At 54.5% G+C, this 24079-nt stretch carries 23 protein-coding genes and 1 pseudogene; 10 read left to right on the top strand and 14 right to left on the bottom strand.

Translation table 11 applies throughout. The features are described from left to right. Positions 1-7: 7 nt before the first annotated feature. The 8 genes from ACMGG5_RS13275 to nfsA all read right to left on the bottom strand — a co-directional run bounded on the left by ACMGG5_RS13275 (position 8) and on the right by nfsA (position 7286). Complete coding sequence (locus ACMGG5_RS13275; protein ID WP_024907853.1) at positions 8-481, bottom strand: YbjO family protein; 474 nt, start codon at positions 479-481, stop codon at positions 8-10. 65 nt (positions 482-546) lie between these two features. Beyond that, entirely contained in the window at positions 547-1392 is an 846-nt protein-coding gene (gene potI, locus ACMGG5_RS13270) for a putrescine ABC transporter permease PotI (RefSeq protein WP_420277966.1), read from the bottom strand. Further along, positions 1389-2342 (bottom strand): putrescine ABC transporter permease PotH, encoded by a 954-nt coding sequence (gene potH, locus ACMGG5_RS13265; RefSeq protein WP_024907854.1) that lies wholly within the window; start codon positions 2340-2342, stop codon positions 1389-1391. The genes potI and potH overlap by 4 nt, the downstream gene beginning before the upstream one ends. Before the next feature lie 9 nt (positions 2343-2351). Further along, a complete protein-coding gene (gene potG, locus ACMGG5_RS13260) occupies positions 2352-3485 on the bottom strand; it encodes a putrescine ABC transporter ATP-binding subunit PotG (protein ID WP_148768830.1) in 1134 nt (377 codons plus the stop codon). 102 nt (positions 3486-3587) lie between these two features. Next, a complete protein-coding gene (gene potF / locus ACMGG5_RS13255; RefSeq protein WP_420277965.1) occupies positions 3588-4700 on the bottom strand; it encodes a spermidine/putrescine ABC transporter substrate-binding protein PotF in 1113 nt (370 codons plus the stop codon). A gap of 351 nt (positions 4701-5051) precedes the next feature. Further along, positions 5052-5528, bottom strand: coding sequence for a YbjN domain-containing protein (locus tag ACMGG5_RS13250; RefSeq protein ID WP_003858385.1), 477 nt, complete (start codon positions 5526-5528; stop codon positions 5052-5054). A gap of 63 nt (positions 5529-5591) precedes the next feature. Next, a complete protein-coding gene (rimK, locus tag ACMGG5_RS13245) occupies positions 5592-6494 on the bottom strand; it encodes a 30S ribosomal protein S6--L-glutamate ligase (RefSeq protein ID WP_048990925.1) in 903 nt (300 codons plus the stop codon). Between the two features lie 69 nt (positions 6495-6563). Beyond that, positions 6564-7286, bottom strand: coding sequence for a nitroreductase NfsA (gene nfsA / locus ACMGG5_RS13240; protein ID WP_420277964.1), 723 nt, complete (start codon positions 7284-7286; stop codon positions 6564-6566). A 184-nt stretch (positions 7287-7470) separates the two neighbouring features. Between nfsA and ACMGG5_RS13235 the strand changes: the two genes are divergently transcribed. Beyond that, positions 7471-7740: a GrxA family glutaredoxin gene (locus ACMGG5_RS13235; RefSeq protein ID WP_006809455.1), complete on the top strand. Its 270-nt coding sequence runs from the start codon at positions 7471-7473 to the stop codon at positions 7738-7740. A gap of 35 nt (positions 7741-7775) precedes the next feature. Here ACMGG5_RS13235 and ACMGG5_RS13230 read toward each other — a convergent pair whose 3' ends face one another. Beyond that, the gene (locus ACMGG5_RS13230) at positions 7776-8150 is read right to left on the bottom strand and encodes an inner membrane protein YbjM (RefSeq protein WP_024907859.1); all 375 of its coding nucleotides are present in this window, start codon (positions 8148-8150) and stop codon (positions 7776-7778) included. Positions 8151-8423: 273 nt separating this feature from the next. Here ACMGG5_RS13230 and ACMGG5_RS13225 point away from each other — a divergent pair, with 273 nt between their 5' ends. Then, positions 8424-10109 carry an aspartate:alanine antiporter gene (locus tag ACMGG5_RS13225; RefSeq protein WP_014169303.1) on the top strand — a complete coding sequence of 562 codons (1686 nt, stop codon included), beginning with the start codon at positions 8424-8426 and terminating at the stop codon, positions 10107-10109. Between the two features lie 334 nt (positions 10110-10443). Then, entirely contained in the window at positions 10444-11043 is a 600-nt protein-coding gene (locus ACMGG5_RS13220; protein WP_420277963.1) for a GIY-YIG nuclease family protein, read from the top strand. A 410-nt stretch (positions 11044-11453) separates the two neighbouring features. Here the strand turns inward: ACMGG5_RS13220 and ACMGG5_RS13215 are convergent, their stop codons facing one another. Further along, on the bottom strand, positions 11454-13394 hold the full coding sequence (locus ACMGG5_RS13215) for an AAA family ATPase (RefSeq protein WP_420277962.1): 1941 nt from the start codon (positions 13392-13394) through the stop codon (positions 11454-11456). A 312-nt stretch (positions 13395-13706) separates the two neighbouring features. Between ACMGG5_RS13215 and ACMGG5_RS13210 the strand changes: the two are divergent. Together ACMGG5_RS13210 and arsC are read left to right on the top strand one after the other, a co-directional pair. After that, positions 13707-13922 (top strand): annotated as a pseudogene (locus ACMGG5_RS13210) (ArsB/NhaD family transporter); the annotation flags it as partial. 12 nt (positions 13923-13934) lie between these two features. Beyond that, positions 13935-14366 carry a glutaredoxin-dependent arsenate reductase gene (gene arsC / locus ACMGG5_RS13205; protein ID WP_420277961.1) on the top strand — a complete coding sequence of 144 codons (432 nt, stop codon included), beginning with the start codon at positions 13935-13937 and terminating at the stop codon, positions 14364-14366. Between the two features lie 69 nt (positions 14367-14435). Here arsC and ACMGG5_RS13200 read toward each other — a convergent pair whose 3' ends face one another. Continuing rightward, a complete protein-coding gene (locus ACMGG5_RS13200; protein ID WP_420278621.1) occupies positions 14436-15881 on the bottom strand; it encodes a sensor domain-containing diguanylate cyclase in 1446 nt (481 codons plus the stop codon). Between the two features lie 176 nt (positions 15882-16057). Continuing rightward, complete coding sequence (locus ACMGG5_RS13195) at positions 16058-16621, bottom strand: TetR/AcrR family transcriptional regulator (RefSeq protein ID WP_420277960.1); 564 nt, start codon at positions 16619-16621, stop codon at positions 16058-16060. Positions 16622-16702: 81 nt separating this feature from the next. On the opposite strand from ACMGG5_RS13195, the gene ACMGG5_RS13190 reads away from it, so the two are divergent. After that, the gene (locus ACMGG5_RS13190) at positions 16703-17917 is read left to right on the top strand and encodes an MFS transporter (protein WP_420277959.1); all 1215 of its coding nucleotides are present in this window, start codon (positions 16703-16705) and stop codon (positions 17915-17917) included. Beyond that, positions 17907-18719, top strand: a complete 813-nt coding sequence (locus ACMGG5_RS13185) for a Cof-type HAD-IIB family hydrolase (RefSeq protein ID WP_420277958.1) — start codon at positions 17907-17909, stop codon at positions 18717-18719. Before ACMGG5_RS13190 ends, ACMGG5_RS13185 begins: the two co-directional genes overlap by 11 nt. Before the next feature lie 486 nt (positions 18720-19205). Here the strand turns inward: ACMGG5_RS13185 and ACMGG5_RS13180 are convergent, their stop codons facing one another. After that, positions 19206-20438: an MFS transporter gene (locus ACMGG5_RS13180; RefSeq protein ID WP_032649341.1), complete on the bottom strand. Its 1233-nt coding sequence runs from the start codon at positions 20436-20438 to the stop codon at positions 19206-19208. Between the two features lie 168 nt (positions 20439-20606). Here ACMGG5_RS13180 and ACMGG5_RS13175 point away from each other — a divergent pair, with 168 nt between their 5' ends. From ACMGG5_RS13175 to deoR, 3 genes are all read left to right on the top strand, one after another. Continuing rightward, positions 20607-21335 carry a phosphatase PAP2 family protein gene (locus tag ACMGG5_RS13175; protein ID WP_157188820.1) on the top strand — a complete coding sequence of 243 codons (729 nt, stop codon included), beginning with the start codon at positions 20607-20609 and terminating at the stop codon, positions 21333-21335. A gap of 7 nt (positions 21336-21342) precedes the next feature. Next, a complete protein-coding gene (gene ybjG, locus ACMGG5_RS13170) occupies positions 21343-21951 on the top strand; it encodes an undecaprenyl-diphosphate phosphatase (RefSeq protein WP_024908675.1) in 609 nt (202 codons plus the stop codon). Between the two features lie 67 nt (positions 21952-22018). Then, complete coding sequence (gene deoR / locus ACMGG5_RS13165; protein ID WP_008503427.1) at positions 22019-22777, top strand: DNA-binding transcriptional repressor DeoR; 759 nt, start codon at positions 22019-22021, stop codon at positions 22775-22777. Between the two features lie 67 nt (positions 22778-22844). On the opposite strand, the gene dacC is transcribed toward deoR, so the two are convergent. Continuing rightward, on the bottom strand, positions 22845-24050 hold the full coding sequence (gene dacC, locus ACMGG5_RS13160; protein ID WP_032645372.1) for a serine-type D-Ala-D-Ala carboxypeptidase: 1206 nt from the start codon (positions 24048-24050) through the stop codon (positions 22845-22847). Positions 24051-24079 lie beyond the last annotated feature (29 nt).

Here is a 24079-nt window from a genome sequence, read left to right as displayed (position 1 = left end):
ATACACATTATTGCAGGCGGAAGAACCGCCGACTGGAAGCCGGAACGAAGAGTAGAAAGAGCACCAGCATGTCCGGCAGTTTTTGCATAAACAGCGCGCGCAGGATCTCGCGTTTAGATTCACCGGCAATGCTGAACAGCTCCGGGTAGCCGTACCCCAGCGAGGCGGCCCACAGATAGCTCGCCGCGGTAATCTGCGTCAGCAGATAGACCCAGCGCGCCCAGTTGCGCCCTTTGACCAGCGAAAACGCGCAGTAGATCTCGATAAACACCAGCACCAGGCTGCTCAAAAAGACCAGCGTCAGATTCCACGTCTGCACGCTGCGGTGAATGAATTCACCGATGCCGCGCACGCCCAGGGTATTCAGAATCATCAGCACGTCCAGGCAGCGGATCATAATAATGGCGAGCGCCGCCACCTGAACCAGTGCAGGTACGTTAGGACGTGCGTGCGTAATACGTGATTTTTTTAATAATCCCAATGTTTTACTTCCCTGAAAAACAGTGCCGCGTCATGCGCGGCACATCACTGGAAATTTTAAATCCTTCAGCCGCGTCTTGCACGCTGGATATCGCGCACGCGCTGTTTTTCCGCGCGCGCCATCAAATACCAGGCGATAAATCCGACAATTCCGACCACGCCGAGGATGATAGAGGCCAGGGCGTTGATCTCCGGGTTGACCCCCATACGCACGCTGGAGAAGACCAGCATCGGCAGCGTCGTCGCGCCCGGGCCGGAGACAAAGCTGGCGATAACCAGATCGTCCAGCGACAGCGTAAACGCCAGCAGCCAGCCGGAGATCACCGCCGGCATAATCATCGGCAGAGTGATGATGAAAAAGACCTTCAGCGGCGTCGCGCCAAGATCCATCGCCGCCTCTTCTATGGAGCGATCCAGCTCGCGCAGGCGCGAGGAGATCACCACCGCCACGTAGGCCGTACAGAAGGTGACGTGCGCCAGCCAGATGGTGAACATGCCGCGATCCGCAGGCCAGCCGATGGCGTGCGCCAGGGCCACGAACAGCAGCAGCAGCGCGAGACCGGTGATCACGTCCGGCATGACCAGCGGCGCGGTGATCATAAAGGCGAAGCCGTTCGAGCCGCGAAAACGCCCGAAGCGCACCATCACCAGCGCGGCGATCGTGCCCAGCACGGACGCCATGGTCGCCGCCAGGGCGGCAATGGTCAGGCTCAGCCCCACCGCGCTCATCATCGCATCATCGTGGAACAGCTCGCTGTACCAGCGCGTCGACCAGCCCGCCCAGACCGTCACCAGCTTAGAGCTGTTGAAGGAGTAGATCACCAGCATCAGCATCGGCGCATACAGGAAGGTAAAGCCGATAACGAGGATCGCAATTCGCCACGGGGAGCGCACTACCGGTAAGTTGTTCATCCGTGGTCTCCCATCTGTTTCTGCTGATGCTTGTGGAACCACATGATCGGCACGATCAGCAGCAGGAGCATCACAATCGCTACCGCCGAGGCCACCGGCCAGTCGCGGTTATTGAAGAACTCCTGCCACAGCACGCGGCCAATCATGATGCTGTCCGGGCCGCCAAGCAGTTCCGGGATCACAAACTCCCCCACCGCCGGGATAAAGACCAGCATCGACCCGGCGATGATGCCGCCTTTGGTCAGCGGGACAATGACGCTGAAGAAGGTTTTTAACGGACGCGCGCCGAGATCGAGCGACGCTTCCACCAGCGAATAATCAATACGCGTCAGCGCCGTGTAAATCGGCAGCACCATAAACGGCAGATAGGCGTACACAATGCCGATATAGACCGCGAGGTTGGTGTGCAGGATCGTCAGCGGCTGATCGATAACCCCGAGCCACATGAGAAAGTTATTCAGCACGCCGTTGTTTTTCAGGATCCCCATCCAGGCGTAAACGCGGATCAGGAACGAGGTCCACGACGGCAAAATTACCAGCAGCAGCAGGATGTTACGCGTCGACGGCTTGCTGTGCGCCACCGCCCACGCCAGCGGGTAGCCCATCACCAGACAGCAGAGCGTCGAGATCGCCGCCACCTGCAGCGACTGCAGATAGGCTTCGAAATAGAGCGGGTCGTCGGTGAGCTGCAGGAAGTTGCCGAGATTAAGCGTCAGCGTCAGCTGCCCGTCGGCCCAGTCCAGCAGGTTGGTATAGGGCGGTATCGCCCGCGCCATTTCCGCCAGGCTTATCTTGAAAACAATCAGGAACGGCAGCAGGAACAGCAGGATCAGCCACACGTACGGCATGGCGATCACCAGCTTGCGGCCGTGCTTCATCTGCATGCGCGTCAGCCAGTGGGCAAAGCCGCCCGGCTTTTCGACGCGGGCTGGAGGTTCAAGTGTGCTCATGATCGCTCCTTATACCGTCAGCACGACGCAACTGTCAGCGTCCCAGCACAGGCGCACTTCGTCGCCCCAGGTCGGCTGTCCCTTGCGATAGCGATGTTCGTTCTGCAGCTGCGCGCTGAGCATCTGCCCACTTTTCAGGCGCACGTGGTAGATGGACAGATCGCCCAGATAGGCAATGTGCACCACTTCGCCCACGGCAAAGTTATAGCCATCGGCAGGCGGATCCTCACAGAGCATGATTTTCTCCGGACGCAGCGCGACGTAGACCGGCACGTTATCCACCACCGAGTTATCAGGATCGACCTTAAGCGGATGCTGCAGCCCCGGCGATTCGATAACCAGGCCATCCTCCTGACGATCTTTCAGCAGCCCTTCGAAGACGTTAACCGAGCCAATGAACTCCGCGCTGTATCTGGTGGTCGGATGCTCATAAATCTCTTCCGGCTCGCCAATCTGCACGAACTTGCCGCGGTTCATGATCGCGATACGTCCGGCCATGGTCATGGCTTCTTCCTGGTCGTGGGTCACCATCACGCAGGTCACCCCCACGCGCTCGAGGATATCGACCACTTCGAGCTGCATACGGTCGCGCAGTTTTTTATCCAGCGCGCCCATCGGTTCATCAAGCAGCAAGAGTTTTGGGCGTTTTGCCAGGCTGCGTGCCAGGGCCACGCGCTGGCGCTGGCCGCCGGAGAGCTGGTGCGGCTTACGCTTCGCGAACTCCTGCATGTGCACCAGGCTCAGCATCTCGGCCACGCGCGCGGTAATTTCCGCTTTCGGCAGTTTGTCCTGCTTCAGGCCAAAGGCGATGTTCTGCTCCACCGTCATGTGCGGGAACAGCGCGTAAGACTGGAACATCATGTTGATCGGGCGCTGATACGGCGGCACGCTGGAGAGATCCACGCCATCAAGCATGATCTGCCCGGCAGTGGGCTGTTCAAAACCGGCCAGCATACGCAGCAGGGTCGATTTACCGCAGCCAGAGGCCCCCAGAAGGGCAAAAATTTCGCCTTTAAAGATCGTCAGGCTGACGTCGTCCACGGCATGCTGGCCATCGAAAGATTTGGTGAGGTTACGTATTTCAAGAAGCGGGGTCAGCGCTTTACGGACTTTCGCCTGCGGGCGGGGGATCGCGTCATTCACGGGGTGTTCTCCGGTAGAGATCAAATCATGGTGCAGGCGCACCAGAACGGTGCGCCTGTTGCCGGACACGCTTCGCTTGCCCGGCCTGTGACTCACGGTAACTTATTTACCGCTTTTCACCTTGGTCCACGCGCGGGTACGCACGCGGTCGATTTTTGGATCCTGTACTTTCAGGGTGAAGAGCTTGGCGAACACATCCTCTGGCGGATAGATAGCCGGGTTATTGCGGATTTCTTCGCTCACCAGCGGCACGGAGGCCTTGTTACCGTTCGCGTAGTAAACGTGGTCGCTGATGTGGGCGATCACGTCAGGACGCATCAGGTAGTTGAGGAACTGATACGCTTCGTCTTTGTTTTTAGCGTCAGTCGGCATCGCGAAGACGTCAAAGAAGGCCAGCGCCCCCTCCTTCGGAATGAAGTAAGAGACGTTCACGCCGTTTTTCGCCTCTTTCGCGCGGTTAGCCGCCTGCCATACGTCCCCTGCCCAGCCGATCGCGACGCAGATGTCGCCGTTCGCCAGGTCGTTAATGTACTGGGACGAGTGGAAGTAACGAATGTTTGGACGCAGCTTCAGCAGCAGATCGGTCGCCGGACCGGTGTAATCATCGGCTTTACTGCTGTTCGGGTCTTTGCCCAGGTAGTTCAGCACGGTGGCGAAAATCTCTTCCGGCGCATCGAGGAAGGAGACGCCGCAGCTTTTCAGCTTCTCAAGGTTTTCCGGCTTCAGCACCACGTCCCAGCTGTCCAGCTTCACGTCCGGGCCCAGCACCGCTTTGACTTTATCAACGTTGTAGCCGATACCGGTAGTCGCCCACAGGTAAGGCATGGCGTATTTGTTGTCCGGGTCATGCTTAGCCACCAGCTTCAGCACTTCCGGATCGAGGTTTTTCCAGTTCGGTAACTTGCTCTTGTCCAGCGGCTGGAAGACGCCTGCCGTTAGCTGACGCTCCAGGAAGCTTGCGGAAGGCACCACGAGGTCAAACCCGGTGCTGCCCGCCATCAGTTTTCCTTCCAGCACTTCGTTGGAATCGAACACGTCATAGACCACTTTAATGCCGGTCTCTTTTTCAAAATTTGCCACCGTGTCCGGCGCAATATAGTCAGACCAGTTATAAACGTGCAGCGTTTTTTGTTCCGCAGCGAGCGTGCCGGCAGAGACGGCCATCAGAGCACCCGCAACCAGACCCGATAACCATTTTTTATTCAAGGCGATCATAGTGTTATTCCTTCTGAAAGCTCGTTAACAAACGAACTAAAACTGTGCAATCTGAAGATATGCAATAATCATGCATAGTTTGTCGCTCTGCCCAAAATAAAAAGAAACCTCTTTACCCGGCAGTTTCCGCTCGCTTTTTTAAGCATCGCAAGAATAACTGTAGCCCGTGTCCCCGGCTATAGCCCAGACGAAAAAACGCCTTTTATCAATTTTTTATGCAGGTTATGTCTACGTGATAAGCCGAAACGGCCTTCAGGGAGGTGAATAATTCTTTAAAGAAAGGTTAAAAGCAGCAGAAAAAATGGCCTTCTGCAGCCGCCATGGCAGCGACTGCGCAAAAGTCAGACAGGCTTAGTGAAGAAAATTGGGAGATGCATCATTATTCTCTGCATCATCTTCCGCGCTATACAGCAGATGGTGTGCATTGGCTTCCATCATCACCATCGAAATTTGCTCTTCGCTCAAGCGCATAAACCAGGCGAACTGCTTGAACGACAGCCCTGCCCCGGAGAATAAAGACTGGCAAACGACCAGTTTTGGCAGATTATCGTCCTGTATGTCGAGAAATGCCTTCACCGTCAAAGAACTGGCATTGATGGCCGACAGGTCGGAGGCCAGCGCCAGCAGCGCGGACGGCTTCACTTCGGCCAGCGCGGAGAAAAGGATCACGTCGTTAATGAGATCGATTTTGGCATCGAAAATGCCGTCGAAATTCTGCATATGAGGCAGATGCAGCGCCTGGCAGGAATCGCATTCGAAGAACGTAATTCCGGCATCATCAAGCCATTGACGTAACGTATCCAGTGTAGGTACGACCTGTAAATCCATCGCGATGCAGCCTCTTTAATAAAAACTTCGCATAGGGTACTCAAAAAGCGCGCGGTAATCCATTTAACCACCCGTTTTCAGACAGTAACCCGGCGTGGCATGACGCTCGATCCATGAGATCATTTTACCCGCAATATCGACCCCGGTGGTTTTTTCCACGCCTTCCAGCCCCGGCGAGGCGTTCACCTCCATCACCAGTGGCCCCCGCGTCGCCCGCAGCAGATCTACACCTGCGACGTCCAGCCCCAGGGTTTGCGCCGCTTTCACCGCAATTTCCCGCTCGCGGTCGCTGATATCGGCCACGCGCGCGACGCCGCCGCGGTGAAGATTAGAGCGGAAATCGCCCTCTTTCGCCTGACGCTCAATGGCTGCCACCACCTCGTTTCCCACGACGAAGCAGCGGATGTCGCGCCCTTTGGCCTCTTCAATATACTCCTGCACCAGAATGTGGGCATTCAGCCCGCGGAAGGCGTCAATCACGCTCTCCGCTGCCTGACGCGTCTCCGCCAGCACCACGCCAATGCCCTGGGTGCCTTCCACCAGCTTGATCACCAAAGGGGCGCCGCCAACCATGTCGATCAGATCGCTGGTGTCGTCCGGTGAATGGGCAATCCCCGTGACGGGGAGATCGATCCCCTGACGGGCAAGGAGTTGCAGCGAGCGCAGCTTGTCGCGGGCGCGGGAAATGGCAACGGATTCGTTGAGCGGATAGCTGCCCAGCATCTCGAACTGGCGCAGCGCGGCGGTGCCGTAGTAGGTAATCTGGGAGCCGATGCGGGGGATGACCGCATCAAAGTGCGGCAGCTTGCGGCCTTTGTAGTGAATCGACGAGGCGGCCGGGTCGATGTTCATATAGCAGGACATCGGGTCGAGGATCTCAACCTGATGCCCGCGTTTCGCCGCCGCTTCTCTCAGGCGCTTACATGAATAGAGCGTTCCATCCCGGGACAATATGGCAATTTTCACCCTGCACCTCTCTGAAGACATGGAAAAAGCCTGCGTATCATATACGCAGGCAGGCACAGGATAAATGGACTATCGCGTCGCCCAGCCCTGTTTGTGCAGATAATCAAGAATAAACGGGCGATTTTCTTTAATGATGGTGCGACGAATATGGTCGGTCCAGGTATCACGACGGTTATTGCTGCCGCGCGTCATGTAGTAGTTCGCCAGCTCTTCATCGTATTGATTCAGGACATCCTGATCGACCGGCTGGTAGTGGTTTTCGTGCACCAGCATCGCCGCAGGAATGCGCGGCTTCAGATCCGGGTTATCCGCCGGCCAGCCGAGGCACAGGCCAAACAGCGGCAGCACGTGTTTTGGCAGCTTCAGCAGCTCGGTCACGCTTTCGATGTTATTGCGCAGGCCGCCGATGTAGACACCGCCTAACCCCAGCGACTCCGCCGCCGTGAAGGCGTTTTGCGCCATCAGCGCGGTATCCACCACGCCCAGCAGCAGCTGTTCGGCCAGCCCCAGCTCGGCCTCAGGGCAGATCTGCAGATGACGGTTGAAGTCGGCGCAGAACACCCAGAACTCCGCTGCCTGCGCCACATGCTTCTGCCCGCCGGTCTGCGTCACCAGTTGCTCACGCATGGCCGGGTCGGTGATGCGGATAATGGAGGTGCACTGCAGGAAGCTCGAGCTCGAGGTCGCCCTGGCGCTGTCGATGATCGCGTTACGCTGCGCCTCGGTAATCGGCTCATCGGTGAAGTGGCGAATGGAACGGTGGGAACGGAGCAGGTCAATCGTGGGTGTCATCTTGTCTCTCTTTGTCGTGCTTAATACGTATTGCAGCCAGTATAGGCAATGATTTGCGCGATGTAATTGGCGAAACATAGCCTGACTGTATCAAAGCGACAGGCGAAACCTTCTTTAATGGCGGCAGGTTATCGGGCACTATATGTCCTATTCGCCGTCAGGCTTGTTTTTTGAGGAGAGAGAAATGTTTGCAGTAATTTTTGGTCGTCCAGGGTGCCCTTACTGTGTGCGCGCGAAAGAGCTGGCTGAGAAACTGACCGAAGAGCGCGATGACTTCAACTTCCGCTATGTGGATATCCACGCGGAAGGCATCACCAAAGCGGATCTCGAAAAAACCGTCGGCAAGCCGGTTGAAACCGTACCGCAGATCTTCCTCGATCAGAAACACATCGGCGGCTGCACTGACTTTGAAGCTTACGCCAAAGAGCATCTGGGCCTGTTTGCTGCCCAGTAATGAAATGAAAGGACGCCCTCACCGAGAGGGCGTTTTTATTTGTGGTGCCGTCGGTGCCGAAGCAGACTGCGCACAAATAAGTAGCAGAGCGCGCCAAGGGCGCACCAGAATACGGCGCTCATCAACCATGCCAGTTCCTGCCAGAAACTCCGCGTTGATATATAGAGCAAGCGCATCAGCAGCAAACAGAGCGGCGCGGCCAGCATGGCGCCCAGCAGCGGCTTCACCACCTCCCCTTTACGGGAGAGAAAACTGGCAGCAGCCCCCGGCAGCGTAAAAAAGAGCAGCCCCAGCTCCGGATGACCCGACGCCCTGAATGCACCTTTCACGTTAAAAGCAAGCGACATGCATACGACCGTGAACAGCAAAAAGCAGCTGATCACCCCCGCCCAGTTTCGTTTAATGTTCAAACTATCCTCCTGACTTATCTCTATCAAATACACTTTCGTCGGGTAGACGCCCAGTCAGATAAAGCAATGCGGCAATCCTTGCCAAAGTACGCACAGGGTGATGCGATAATCAGTAGCTGTCAGTAGCTAATGCGATTAAACTACACGCCAGCTAATGTTTTAGGGAATAAAGCAGGAAACAGGGAGCGTTAACGCCTTTCCCTGACCCAGAAAACAGTAGCCCAAAAAGTCCTTTCATTCAACAACTTACTGGTAAACAAGAAGTTAGCCTCCGTGAATATAAACGTCGCAGACTTGTTAAATGGGAATTACATCCTGTTATTATTTGTGGTACTGGCGCTGGGCCTTTGCCTGGGTAAATTGCGCCTGGGTTCAGTTCAACTTGGTAATTCCATTGGCGTTTTAGTCGTCTCCTTATTATTAGGCCAGCAGCACTTCAGCATTAACACGGACGCGCTCAACTTAGGTTTTATGCTGTTTATTTTTTGCGTTGGCGTGGAAGCGGGACCGAACTTTTTTTCAATTTTCTTCCGCGACGGCAAAAATTATCTGATGCTGGCGCTGGTGATGGTCGGCAGCGCGCTGCTGATCGCGTTAGGGCTGGGTAAACTGTTTGGCTGGGATATCGGGTTAACGGCCGGTATGCTGGCAGGCTCCATGACCTCCACCCCCGTGCTCGTGGGTGCCGGTGATACCCTGCGCCATTCCGGCATGGCCGGCGCACAGCTTTCTACCGCGCTCGACCACCTGAGCCTCGGCTACGCCCTGACCTATCTGATTGGTCTGGTGAGCCTGATCGTTGGCGCACGCTACCTGCCAAAACTGCAGCATCAGGATCTGCAGACCAGCGCCCAGCAAATCGCCCGCGAGCGCGGTCTGGATACCGACTCCAAACGTAAAGTCTATCTCCCGGTGATCCGCGCCTATCGCGTCGGGCCAGAGCTGGTTGCCTGGGCTGACGGCAAAAATCTGCGCGAGCTGGGGATTTACCGCCAGACGGGCTGCTACATCGAACGTATCCGCCGCAACGGCATTCTGGCGAACCCGGACGGCGACGCGGTGCTGCAGATGGGCGATGACATCGCGCTGGTAGGTTACCCGGACGCCCACGCCCGTCTCGACCCGAGCTTCCGTAACGGCAAAGAGGTGTTCGACCGCGACCTGCTCGACATGCGTATCGTCACCGAAGAAATCGTGGTGAAAAACCATAACGCCGTTGGCCGCCGCCTGGCGCAGCTGAAGCTGACCGACCACGGCTGCTTCCTCAACCGCGTGATCCGCAGCCAGATTGAGATGCCTATCGACGACAACGTGGTGCTCAACAAAGGCGACGTTCTGCAGGTCAGCGGCGACGCCCGCCGCGTGAAAACCGTGGCCGACCGCATCGGCTTTATCTCCATTCACAGCCAGGTCACCGACCTGCTGGCCTTCTGCGCCTTCTTTATCGTTGGCCTGATGATCGGGATGATCACCTTCCAGTTCAGCAACTTTAGTTTCGGCATCGGTAACGCCGCCGGTCTGCTGTTCGCCGGGATCATGCTGGGCTTCCTGCGAGCCAACCACCCGACCTTCGGCTACATTCCGCAGGGCGCGCTGAACATGGTGAAAGAGTTCGGTCTGATGGTCTTTATGGCAGGCGTCGGCTTAAGCGCGGGCAGCGGGATTGGTCACAGCCTCGGTGCCGTCGGCTGGCAGATGTTGGTTTCCGGACTTATCGTCAGCCTGGTACCGGTCGTTATCTGTTTCCTGTTCGGTGCCTACGTGCTGCGCATGAACCGCGCCCTGCTCTTCGGGGCGATGATGGGGGCGCGTACCTGTGCTCCAGCGATGGAAATCATCAGCGACACCGCGCGCAGCAACATTCCGGCGCTGGGCTATGCGGGCACGTACGCTATCGCTAACGTGCTGCTGACGCTGGCGGGTACGCTGATTATCATCATCTGGCCAGGACTCGGATAACTCCTAAGAATGCGCGTGGCGGAAAATATTTTTGTTACGCGCAGAACTTTTTTATCAGGGGGCAGTCATAACTAGTGCCACTGCTTTTCTTTGATGTCCCCAATTTGTGGAGCCCATCAACCCCGCCGTTTTGGTTCAAGGTTGATGGGTTTTTTGTTGCCTGAAGTTCCCTCACTCATAGAATCAATCGCTTACAGCCCTGCTTTCTGATGTTGGGTGCCAGCACCAGACAAAAACTCTATCCCCTTACTTTTTTCCTTCCTGGCTTCAGAAAACTATCGCTCCCTGACAGCAAAAGAATAAAATCAGGAAAAACGTCAGCAAGGAAAGCCGCATGTTCGATTTTTATCCCGAGAAAACCTACAGCAGAGCGGAAGTAATGAGCAAGCCATCGCCAATTCCGCCAGTAAATGGCGTCTATTTCTGGTGGTTTAAGGAAATCCCTCCTGGTGTGCCGACCGAGGGCTGCATCACCTCAGACGGCTACACGCTGCTATACGTTGGTATTTCGCCCGACCAGAGGGGGAAACCTACCAGCCGTTCGAACTTAAGGAAACGAATCAAAACGCATTACAGCGGCAATGCGGCTGGATCAACACTCAGGCGCACACTTGGTGTGTTATTGAGTGGTTTAAGTGGCTTTCCCCTGCGCCGCGTAGGCTCTGGATCCAGAATGACATTTACTCACCCTGGCGAGCAATGGCTTGATGCCTGGATGGAAAAGAATGCCAAAGTTCACTGGCATCCTGTCGAAGCGCCCTGGGAACTTGAAGACACACTGATCGCATCGCTTTCCTTACCACTAAACATTCAGGGAAATGCTCATGGCTTTAAAATGACGCTTTCAGGAATGCGAAGTCAGGCTGCTGCGGAGGCAAGATTGATGGAGATTGCTAATGAGCGAGGCCTTACAAGGAGATTGGCAGCGCAGTGACATGATTGAAAACAAATTCGTTAAGAATAATTTTCCGTAAGCCAATTCACCAATGAACCGTCAAATTTCGTGCTATTTATAACGGAGCCTATCGCTATAAGTAGCTCATACTAATTCAGCACCATACGCTTGTATGCTATAGACTTCAGATTTACCTGTAGCGCTACCAACTACTCATCCACTTAATACAAACTTTAAAACTCTATCTAAAATTACTTCAGCCTCGTCAGTTATTTGCTACTTCCTAAAACCTCAATACTTAACTTACAGTTAGTGCTGAACATCAGCAAACTACAGCCGTTGTATATAAAACAAAAATGCATTGCACTAAATTACTGTTTTAAAAGTGAGGCCATCAGATTCTAAAATTTTGGCCTCATGCGATCTATAAAATTGAGTTGAACTGATATTTACCTTCTAGTCATGACATCCCTAATCTCATTAATCCAATCAGGAATGCTATTTTCTTCAGTCATCAGTTCAACATATTTCCTAGCAAAGTTAAATTTATTATTGTCAGCATCAAAAAATCTATTAATAGCCTCTTTTTCACTTTTTTTCAAATCAAGTGCAGAGAAGGATTCTAAACCTTCATCGGGAACATTCATTCCAGAGATAAAATTTAAATTGTTGTATTGAGGAACAAATGACAATAATGCTTCATAATAAATCCTTGCATTCAAAACATCTTCAATCTCCGTTGCTGGAGAAACTGGATTTGAATCAATTTTAACGAGAATGGCTTTATTTTCGCCTTGATCAAAAACAAAACGTTTACAATGTAATTTTTGATGCGTTCCGACTTCATAACGGACTAATTGACTATCCGTATCAGCCAACAAATATATCTTACCCGTTATTTCGTTTTCAACATCCTTGTAGCAAGCTGAAAGATAATTATAAATCTTCTTGATCTCCGACGCTCCTCCTACAGGAACGATGCGGAGATTATTATTTCTTATTAAATCATCAAAGTAAGCGGTCAAATAGATTCTTTCAGAAGAACCTTCACAAATCAACCAATTATATGGATTGTCACCTGTTGCGCTAGATAAAAGTGATTGAGTGAAGTCATTCATACTTTTAATTCTTATGTCAAATGGTAGTTTCCCTCTACTATCGCGAACTAATTGTTTGATTTCCTCTCTATAAGATTCCAAATTAATCAAATCAAAAAGATGCTCATTATCTTTCTTTGTGATAATTGTCACTGCGCCTTTCTCAAGGGTAGGAAGAAAACCATACCAATGTGATGAAAAAAGTAATTGTCGACATCCTTCACTAAGTTCAGACAATGCCTGAAACTGTTCGAAACAAGCTGACATGTGTAACGATGATTCAGGTTCATCTATAGCAATGATTAGATTATCACTATTACTTCTGTGTTTTGTTAGTAATGCATGCGCAACATCTATAATTGCTTTTTGCTTTTCCCCTGAACTTAAGTTACTAATTTCCAAAAAATGCTCTTCGCCATGTGTTTTATGTAACTTCCTAACATTAAAAAATGCCTGTATAATTAAATTATAAACCTCTTTCTTTTGAATTCTTTTTTGTCTGTCTGAAGTGGTTCTATAAGTGTAGTTAACCAATTTAGTTGAAATATCCTCAAGGAAACCACTCAACTCTCGATTTATACTTCCAACGGTTGAATCACCAACGATTCTATCGAGGATTTCATGGAGAGATTCCCCCATTAATACTTGAGTACCTATACTTTCTAGCTTCGTAAAAAGTTCAGTATCAATCTCTTTTGGTATGTATAAATATTCCAATTTATTTGTAATATACTCAGATAATTTACTGAATAATTGTGCTGGTTCCTCATTTTCACGCAAAACAAATCCCGCGTTAAACGAATCCCTTTCCATCACTAGAGGTAAGGTTCTTCCTGCCAAAACAGATAATGATATATCATTGTTATGAAAACGCCCAATGGGAATTATTAATTTCCCTTGCATAGCATGTCGGGTCAATATTCGATCGCGATGATGAATAAAGCTCTCTAATATAATCCTCGTTTGCGTGTTAGTTGCATCTTCTAAACTTATTTCCCTAGCTAAGACATCAAGTGTTTTAGCGAAAGGTAATATTTCAGGATCAAAAAACGTCTCTTCGAGTATAAAAACCGGTACAATATAAGGACTGGTTTTTTCCAGACCACTCTTTTTGACGACAGAATTATAATTCCATTCTTTATTATTTAGTATGGTATCTAAAGCTTCAAGAATTGAACTTTTTCCGATACCATTATTTCCCAACAAACCACTTAAATTTGGAGAGTCCGTCAGAGGAATATAATTTATTCCTTGATATGTTTTCACGTTGCGTATAAACAATCCAGCTATCATATCAATACCTACCTTGGAGTTAGAGGGCACTTTCTTTTAGGATAACTCTTACTAGGCATGAACGTCTATGATTAAGTACAAAAAATGCTCACACCACTACCACCATGCCAACTTTATGTTGTGGTATAAATGTATCATTTGGTAACTACGAGCCAGACTTCCGTATTTGTCATTCCCGCTTGTGCGAAATTTTTGATTCATCCAAATCCATGTATCACGCGCACACTGCAGCTTTTATGCCACTAGATGCCATGTGGTAGTTAATTTCTTATGGTGCAAAATTAATATGTGTACTTTCGCTCCGACTTACTGAAAGCGATGATTTACGCCAACGTGATTGGCTGCGATCTGGGGCCGAAAATCACGCCTATCGGCAGTCTCGCCACCCTGCTCTGGCTCCACGTACTGGCGCAGAAAAACATGACGATTACCTGGGGCTACTATTTCCGGACGGGCATCATCATGACGCTGCCGGTCCTGTTTGTGACGCTCGCCGCGCTGGCGCTACGTCTCTCCTTCACACTGTAATGAGCCACTGATATGAGCCACATCACCATTTACCACAACCCCGCCTGCGGCACCTCGCGCAACACGCTGGAGATGATCCGCAACAGCGGCACGGAGCCAGAGATTATCCTCTATCTGGAAACCCCACCGTCGCGCGATGCGCTGACCACCCTGATTGCCGATATGGGCATTTCGGGGCGGGACCTGCTGCGTAAAAACGTGGAGCCCTATGAGCAGCTCGGCCTTGCCGACGATAGCTTCACCGACGACCAGCTTATCGATTATATGCTGCAACACCCGATTCTGATTAACCGTCCGATCGTGGTCACACCGCTGGGCACCCGCCTGTGCCGCCCGTCTGAAGTCGTCCTCGACATTCTGCCGGATGTGCAGAAAGGGGCATTTACAAAAGAGGATGGCGAAGCGGTGGTGGACGCCAGCGGGAAGAATATCCTGAAAAAATAATCCATCCTCGGGTGGACGGCAGGGCCAGCTACCGGCGGGCCCTGAGCGCCTGGAGAAAACAACCGCCCGCTAGCTCGACACGCAGACGCGGTTGCGCCCCTCACGTTTTGCACGGTAAAGCGCCTGATCGGCTCGTGCCAGGGCTGACTGCATGCCATGTTCAATCTCAAGTTCATCCGGGGTCATGCACACGAGCCCCATGCTGGCGGTGAAGCGGATCGTCTGCCCGTTGAAGTCGACGTTCTGGCTGGCAAGGCTCATCCTTACGCGCTCGGCGATCTCAGCGGCCGCCTCAAGAGTGGTATGCGGCATTGCCACGACAAACTCTTCCCCGCCAAAGCGGGCGACAATGTCGCTGCCTCTCACCAGTGCCGGAAGCGCGTTGCCAATATGCTTCAGCACCGCATCGCCACCGTCATGACCCCAGGTGTCGTTAATATGCTTAAAGAAATCCAGATCCATGCTCATCAGGCACAGGGGTTGCTGATGCCGGCGGGCAAGATTGCATGCCCGCAAAGACCACTCATCAAACTGACGACGGTTTGCCAGCCCGGTGAGCGGATCGTGCCGCGCCTCCTGCTGGAAACGCGCCCGCTGCAGGGCGTTGACGTGGATATAGTGCATAAGAAACCACTGCGTAAGGGAGATAACCAGAATCGCCAGCGCCGTCCACAGTGCCTGATAATACCAGCCGTGCAGCACGTCTTTTCTGGCCAGCCCGACGGCCAGCACCCATTTGCGTTCGTTGAGGTTGAGAAATACCCCCATACGTTCAACGCCATCAATCGGAGAGGTGTATCGGTGGACCTGTGCGGTATCGCTCGCGTATTCCAGCAGCTTCGCGAGGCGCGGGTCGGAGGTGTTCAATTGCGTACCGCCATTCGCCCCCATACGGGCAAGCTGCACTGCATTGTCACGGTCAAGGACTGCCATCGCCCCGCCATGGCCTAAATCAAAGCCCTGCACTTCCATTTTGCGGAACATATCGTTCATGGAGTGACCATTGAAGAAACCCACCGCACCGCCCAGAAAGCGACCATGGGCATCGCGCACCGCTCGGAACATCACGAACCCCACCATGTTTTTATCCGTGCCGTTGCTTCGCCAGTAAAACAGGCTTTCGGTGACTTCATCCCGGCGAAAATCGTTAAACAGAGGGCGCTGCCGGAAGCTGGCCTGCGCAAGCGTAGAGGCATCCAGAGCGCGTTCAAAAGGAAATAGTGCGCGGCTGCTAAGAAAATCACCGTCTTCATCAAAGACGACAACGCCATCCAGCCAGGCGCGCTTCAGTTCCCCTTTCAGAAATGACTGCGCATTTTCAGGCGTGACCGTATGGTTGAGCAGAAAGGCATTACCGATAAAGCGCATCTGGTAGCGCATCGCGTTAAGGCTGGTATCAAACTGCTGGGACTGGAGTATCGCCGTATTGCGAAGGATACGTGCAGCGTTATCCTCCACATAGCCGCGCTGGTAGAGCAGATGTCCAATCAGCAGACCCGCCTGAACCAAAATCATCAGTACCAACAACGCTCTCTTTTTTGCCAGACTGACCTGCACGAACCATATACTTACTTTTTCACCCAACGCCAACCTCAACCACTGAACAGTAAATAACCAACGCGGTGGATAGTCACGTGTTCAGTCCGGATTGTCAATATGGAGAAAAATCGTAACACATTGAAAAATATAAACTAATTTATTTTATTTAACGGTATGATACCCGCAATCCTCCCCACCATCGCCCGAATCTCCTCCCGGGATAGCGGCGTCCGGTCAGTGACGTAGTGCAGCGTCATCCCTTCGATAAAAGCATCCAGCGCGCGGGTGGTGACCGGGTCGAACCACTGCTCCAGCGTGGTCTGGCTCATCTTCATCCAGTCCTGCATCACCGTTTTGAGCGCCGCGCTGCGGTGCATAAAGGCGTAGAGCTGGTACATCAGCGCCATGTTGTGCGGCGTGGTCACCTGCGAGCTGTGGATCAGGGTAGTGATGGATTCGCACGCCATCTCCGGCCCGGTGACGCCGGCAAAGAAATCCCGGTACTGCTGCGACATCTGCCGGGTAAACCACGTGAAGGCCTCCTCCAGCAGCGGCTCCATGCCGTCGAAATAGTAGGTCATCGACCCCAGCGGCACGCCCGCGCAGGTGGCGATTTTACGGTGCGTGACGGCGTGAATACCGTGCTCGGCAATGGTATCGAGCGTTGCCTGCAGGATCTTCTCCCGGCGATGCGGATCGTTCGGTGGTCTGCTCATAAATTCCTCACGTGGTTTGTGTACAAATGTACACAAACTTGCTAGTGTTGTCGCTATTGCTGTACTTCTGGTGCTACCCCAATGACGCTGACCTCTCCCCGCAAAGCCCTGCAGCTCCGCCTGTGGGCGCTGTTTATGTTCTTCTTCATTCCCGGCCTGCTGATGGCCTCCTGGGCCACGCGCACCCCCGCCATTCGCGATATTTTGTCCGTTTCTACCGCTGAGATGGGCATCGTGCTGTTTGGCCTGTCGATAGGCTCCATGAGCGGCATTCTCTGCTCTGCCTGGCTGGTTAAGCGCTTCGGTACGCGGGCGGTGATCCGCACTACCATGTGCTTCGCGGTGTTCGGGATGATCGTGCTGAGCGTGGCGCTGTGGTTTGCCTCACCGGTGCTCTTCGCCCTGGGCCTGACGGTATTTGGCGGTAGCTTCGGTTCTGCAGAAGTTGCCATCAACGTTGAAGGGGCGGCGGTCGAACGTGAGATGAACAAAACCGTGCTGCCGATGATGCACGGCTTTTACAGTCTCGGCACGCTGGCCGGTGCCGGCGTGGGGATGGCGCTGACCGCCACCGGCGTGAGCGCCAATCTGCATATTCTGCTGGCGGCGCTGGTGTGCATTATTCCGATTCTGACCGGCATCCGGGCCATCCCGGACGGTAACGGCAAAAACTCCGCTGACGAACAGCACTCGGCCGAAAAAGGGCTGCCCTTCTACCGCGACTTCCAGCTGATGCTGATCGGCGTGGTGGTGCTGGCGATGGCGTTCGCGGAAGGTTCCGCCAACGACTGGCTGCCGCTGCTGATGGTGGACGGCCACGGCTTTAGCCCGACCTCCGGATCGCTGATCTACGCCGGGTTTACGCTGGGGATGACCGTGGGTCGCTTCACCGGCGGCTGGTTTATCGACCGCTACAGCCGCGTGGCGGTGGTGCGCGCCAGCGCCCTGCTGGGCGGCCTGGGTATTGCGATGATCATCTTTGTCGATGTGGACTGGATTGCCGGGGTCTCGGTGATCCTCTGGGGGCTGGGTGCGTCGCTCGGCTTCCCGCTGACCATTTCAGCCGCCAGCGACACCGGCCCGGATGCCCCGACGCGCGTCAGCGTAGTGGCAACCACGGGCTACCTTGCCTTCCTGGTCGGGCCGCCGCTGCTCGGCTTCCTCGGTGAGCACTACGGACTGCGCAGCGCCATGCTGGTGGTGTTAGGGTTGGTCATCATCGCGGCGCTGGTGGCGCGCGCGGTGGCAAAGCCGGAAACGAAACAAACGACACTGGAGAAGGGATATGAGCGTTAAACTGATCGCCGTCGACATGGATGGTACTTTTCTGAGCGATGCCAAGACCTATAATCGCCCGCGCTTTCTGGCGCAGTACGCCCGCATGAAGGCGCAAGGCATTCGCTTTGTGGTCGCCAGCGGCAACCAGTACTACCAGTTAACCTCCTTTTTCCCGGAGATTGCGCATGAGATTGCGTTCGTCGCCGAGAACGGCGGCTGGGTCGTGAGCGAAGGAGAAGATGTCTTTAACGGTGAACTGTCGAGAGCCCATTTCGACACGGTCGCGAACGTGTTAAGCGACGTGCCGGGTATTGAGATCATCGCCTGCGGGAAGAGCAGCGCGTACACGCTGAAATGCTATGACGAGGGCTTTAAGGATATCGCGGCGAAGTACTATCACCGTCTGGAAATGGTGAGTGATTTTGACAACCTGAACGATATTTTCTTCAAGTTCGGACTTAACGTGTCTGACGATGAAATTCCGCGGATTCAGGCGCTGCTGCATGAAAAGCTGAGCGACATCATGGTGCCCGTCACCACCGGTCACGGCAGTATCGACCTGATCATCCCCGGCGTGCATAAAGCCAACGGTCTGCGGATCCTGCAAAAGCGCTGGGGCATTGACGACAGCGACGTGGTGGCCTTCGGCGACAGCGGCAACGACGTGGAGATGCTGCGTCAGTCCGGGTTCAGCTTTGCGATGGCGAATGCCAGACCGCATATTAAAGCGGTGGCGCGTTTTGAAGCGCCGCACAATAACGATGAAGGCGTACTGGATGTGGTTGATAAGGTGCTGGATGGGGAGGCGCCGTTTAATTGACCGCGTGCGGTCTGTTGGCTTTACCCTCTCCCACAGGGATAGGAATCCCCAGTCATTTTTTAACCGGAAGCGATGAATATAGTTTCAGGAAAATAAATGGCTTACAGCAACGCCCTGGTCCGGCTGTAAATCGCCGAAGCGTTTCCGTAAGGCCGGGGCGAGGCGCACGGATGCGCCGAGAGGGCGTGGCCTGCAGGGATGCAGGCTCATGCCCGACCCGATAGCCTGAAGGAATAAGCTGAGGGCACCGCGAAGCGGCGATTTACCGCCGGGAGCCCGGGTCGCCAGGGCGGCGGCGATTGAGCCGCCATGGCACGTTCACAGGTCGTGTCGTTAAAGAGTAGCAAGAAACATAAAGTGAACGGAATGACCACCAGAGCCGTATGTTCCCCCTCACCCCTGCCCTCTCCCTCAAGGGAGAGGGAGTCGCCCGTGCAGGCATTATTTTGTGAGGAACCCTCAGCCCACGAGGAGAGGGAATAAAGATCACGGTTGCAGGGCGTTCCCGACGCGTTTGTCCTTCAGGAACACCACCATCAGGCCAACCCACAGCACGCCGTTGGCGAGGTTAAACAGGCTGAACAGCCCGTTGCCGCCCATCGCGTAGGCATGCTTGCTCACTTCGATACCGACGGTAAAAATCAGCATCTGCAGCATCCCCATCGCCGCTGACACCGTACCTTTACTCATCTCGCTGGCAAACAGCGTCAGGCGCACCAGCCCGGCGTTCGCCACGCCAATTCCGAAGGCGTAAATGCTCAGCCCTGCAGTCATCCATAGGTAAGCGTGGGATGACGCGACGGTCGCCACCGCTGCCAGAATCAGCCCTGCCGCAATCGGCCAGCCACCCATGATAATCAGTGAACGCACGGTGCGTCGTGACGTCAGACGTGCCAGCACCAGGTTGCCGATAATCAGCGCGCCAAAGATCGGTACCTGCAGCAGACCATACTCATAGCTGCTGAGCTTTTCACCGCTGATGATAATAACCGGAGACTGCGCGATCCACGCCAGCAGCGGCAGGCTAACGAACCCGGTCGCCAGCGCGCCCGCCACAAAGCGGCCATTCTTCAGCACTTCTTTGTAATCCCGACCCAGTTCTTTCAGCGAGAGTTTCTCGCCGATGCGGGTGGCCGTTTCCGGCATCGCCCGGTGCAGGCCAAAGAACGCGAAGGCGGCGAGAAGCGCAAAGAGCACAAACATCCCTTCCCACGGCGCAACGTGCACCCACGCGGCCCCCACCAGCGGCCCGAGTAAGGGGGCGATAAGCGCCACGTTCGCCATCAGCGCGGTAATTTTGATGCACACCGCCTCTTCAAACGACTCCTGAATGGCGGCATACCCCACGGCGCCGATAAAGCACAGGCTCACCCCCTGCAGGAAGCGCAGCAGGGTAAATTGTTCAATGTTTTGCGCCAGCAGCGTGGCAAGACAGGTGACGATAAACCACACCACGCCCGTCAGCATCACCGGACGACGGCCAATACGATCCGACAGCGGGCCTAACAGCCACTGCAAAAACATGCCGCCGGCCAGATAGGCGGTCATGGAGGTCGGTACCCACTCGATTCCCGCGTTGTACTGCGCCACTACGGCCAGCATACCGGGCTGGATCATATCGTTGCCGATATAGGTAGAAAATTCGTAGAGCACCAGACACAGAGGGAAAAGCAACGCCTGACGACCCAGACGTGAACCAGAAGAAGAACGGTTTAACATGCAATCTCTTTATAATGACAAAATCGCGACGAGTTTAATGAAATGCCGCAGCCCGAGATAGTGATTTATCGAGGATAAACAGAAATAAAGCACATATCGTCTTCGTTTAAGGTTTCCTTAAGTTGACAGATTTATGATAGCCCCATTACTCGTCAACGACCCCAAATTATGGCACTCACTTCCAGCCGTTCAGAATTGTCTAACTTACAGACAAATAAGACAAAACGACTTTACCGCTTGCCGGGCCGCTTTTATGGTTATCAGCTTTTCGTACTGGTCGTCCTTGCCGTGCTTTTCACGTGGTTATCACGCAATGAAGCGCTCGACAGATGGATCACTGGTTTTTGGTATGACGCGGCAACGCAGAGCTTTCCACTGCAGAAAGATCATCTGCTGGATCTGCTGAACCACCGTCTGGCGAAGTACATTGCCATCGCCTTAGGTGCCGTGGCGCTGTTTTACGGCGCTTACAAGCGTAACGCAAGGCTGGTCACGGCGGCGCTGCTGATGGGCGTTGGTGCGCTGGTGGTAGGCGTGCTGAAAAGCGTGAGCCATCACAGCTGCCCGTGGGATCTGGTGGAATATGGCGGTAAAGCTGTCTCTTATCCCCTGTTCAGCGCCGTCCCTGCTGACAGCGGTCCGGGGCGCTGCTTCCCCGGCGGTCACGCCTCCAGCGGCTTTATGGTGATGGGGCTGTTTTTTGCCTTCTGGCGCGAGCGTCCGCGTCTCGCCTGGTCCTTCGTCGCGCTGGGCGTGGTGTTAGGCCTGGTGATGGGCTACGGCCAGATCATGCGCGGGGCGCATTTTTTCTCTCACAACCTGTGGGCTGGGTGGTGGGTCTGGTTTTCTCAGGTGGTGGTCTACGGCCTTATTTCCACCCGGTTTGCTAAAGAGTGATAACGCTATGTTAGAGAATCTGAATTATCAGCTGTTTTATCTGATCAACGCCACCCCGGCCTCGCCTGAGTGGACGATCGACTTTGCCACCTTCCTGGCAAAAGATCTGATCAGCATCGTGCCCGCGCTGGCCGCCATCCTCTGGCTGTGGGGACCTCGTAGCCAGGTGAAAGCGCACCGCCAGCTGGTGATCAAAGTGGCGATGGCGCTGGGCGTGAGCGTTCTGGTGAGCTTCGCACTGGGTCATGTGTTCCCGCACCCCCGTCCTTTTGTGGCTCACGTGGGCTATACCTTCCTGCACCACGCGCCGGATGACTCGTTCCCGAGCGATCACGGTACGGTGATCTTCACCTTCGCACTGGCTTTCCTGTTCTGGCATCGCCTGTGGTCTGGTGCGGTCCTGATGGTGGCAGCCCTGGCAATCGCCTGGTCTCGCATTTACCTGGGCGTTCACTGGCCGCTGGATATGGTGGGCGGTTTCCTGGTCGGGCTGATTGGCTGCGTGAGCGCGGCTATCCTGTGGAGTCTCTTCGGTGAAGCGCTCTACCGCACGCTGTCTTCACTCTATCGTGCCATTTTCGCTATCCCGATCCGCAAAGGCTGGATACGTGACTAACCCCAACCTGACAGGTTACACTTGAACCCCCGCCCTGCGGGGGTTCACTTTTTTATCCCGAGGAACTATGGAAACACGTCGCGATGACCGCATTGCTCAGCTGCTACAGGCGCTGAAGCGCAGCGATAAGCTGCATCTTAAGGAAGCCGCCAACCTCCTCGGCGTCTCAGAGATGACCATTCGTCGGGATCTGAATAGCGAGAGCGCGCCCGTCGTGCTGCTGGGCGGGTATATTGTGCTTGAGCCGCGCAGCGCCAGCCATTATCTGATCAGCGACCAGAAGACGCGCCTGGTGGAAGAGAAACGCAAAGCCGCGCGGCTTGCAGCCTCACTGGTACAGCCGCACCAGACGCTGTTTTTTGACTGCGGTACCACTACGCCGTGGATTATCGAGGCCATCGACAGCAGCATTCCGTTCACCGCCGTCTGTTACTCCCTGAACACCTTTCTGGCGCTTCAGGAGAAACCCGAGTGCCGGGTGATCCTCTGCGGCGGCGAGTTTCATGCCAGCAACGCCATCTTTAAGCCGCTTAACCTGCAGGACACGCTCAGCAATCTCTGCCCGGATATCGCGTTTTATTCCGCCGCGGGCGTCAACGTGCGTCAGGGCGCGACCTGCTTTAATCTTGAAGAGCTGCCGGTGAAGCACTGGGCGTTGAGCGCCGCGCAGTACCATGTGCTGGTGGTCGATCACAGCAAGTTTGGCAAGGTGCGTTCGGCAAGAATGGGCGAGCTGGCGCAGTTCGATGCCATCGTCAGCGACTGCCGCCCGGACGACGAGATCGTGGCCCACGCGAAGGCGCAGCAGGTGAAGTTGATGTATTAAACGGGGTGCGGTCTGATGCCCTCACCCCGGCCCTCTCCCTGTGGGAGAGGGAGAAAACGCATCGAGTTTAGCTAAACCAGCTGCCAAACCACCCGTGGAATTTCATCATCACGAAATCCCACATCCGGCTGAAGAAGCCGCCCTCTTCCACCGCTTCCATCACAATCAGCGGACGCTGTTCAATCGACTTACCGTTGAGCTGGAAATCAATGGTTCCGACCACCTGGCCTTTTTTCAGCGGCGCGGTGAGCTGCGGGTCGGTCAGGGTGTAGCTGGCTTTCAGGTTTTTCAGCTGACCGCGCGGAATGGTCACCGAGCCCGCCTCACCCGCGCCCAGATTCACTTCGCTCTTGTCGCCAAACCAGACGCGCTGGCTGACGAACGTGGCATCCGGTTTAATCGGCGTCACGGTTTCATAGAAGCGGAAGCCCCAGGTCAGCAGTTTTTCTGATTCATTAAAGCGAATACGGTCGGTTTTGGTGCCCAGCACCACCGAAATCAGGCGCATGTCGCCCTGGGTCGCGGAGGCCACCAGGTTATAGCCAGCACCCGCCGTGGTGCCGGTTTTCATCCCGTCCACATTGACGTTGCTGCTCCACAGCAGACGGTTGCGGTTCGGCTGGCGGATTTTGTTGAAGGTAAACTCTTTCTCTTTGTGGATCGCGTATTCATCCGGCACGTCGTGGATCAGCGCTTTCCCGAGCAGCGCCATGTCGCGCGCGGTACTGAACTGTCCCGGCGAATCCAGACCGTGAACCGTTTTAAAGGTCGTATTGGTCAGGCCCAGCTTTTGCGCGTAGCCATTCATCAAACCAATGAAAGAATCCTGGCTGCCGGCAACATAATCGGCCAGCGCGATGCACGCATCATTTCCCGACTGAATAATTACCCCTTTGTTCAGATCGGAAACGGAAACCTGATCGCCCGGCTTCAGGAACATCACCGATGACCCGCGCAGCGCCGGGTTGCCGGTCGCCCACGCGTCCTTACCGATGGTCACCATATCGTTCAGCTTAATCTTGCCCGCTTTTAACGCCTGGCCCACCACATAGCTGGTCATGATTTTGGTCAGGCTTGCCGGATCGAGTTTCTCATCCGCATTCCCTTCCGCCAGCACTTTACCGCTGGAATAATCCATCAGGATCCAGGCGCGCGCATCCACAGGCGGCGCTTCGGGCGCAGCCTGTTCAGCTGCGTAGAGCGTTGGTGCAAACAGGAAAAGAAGCGCAGAGCCGGTCGCCAGGCTGCGCAGAGAAGTCATTTTACGCGTCATAAATGCCACCCGAGTGTCCATTCAAAAAT

It is taken from the genome of Enterobacter sp. BNK-34, assembly GCF_048684445.1.
Classification (GTDB): Bacteria; Pseudomonadota; Gammaproteobacteria; order Enterobacterales; family Enterobacteriaceae; genus Enterobacter; species Enterobacter pseudoroggenkampii.
This window is presented reverse-complemented; position numbering and strand designations above follow the sequence as displayed.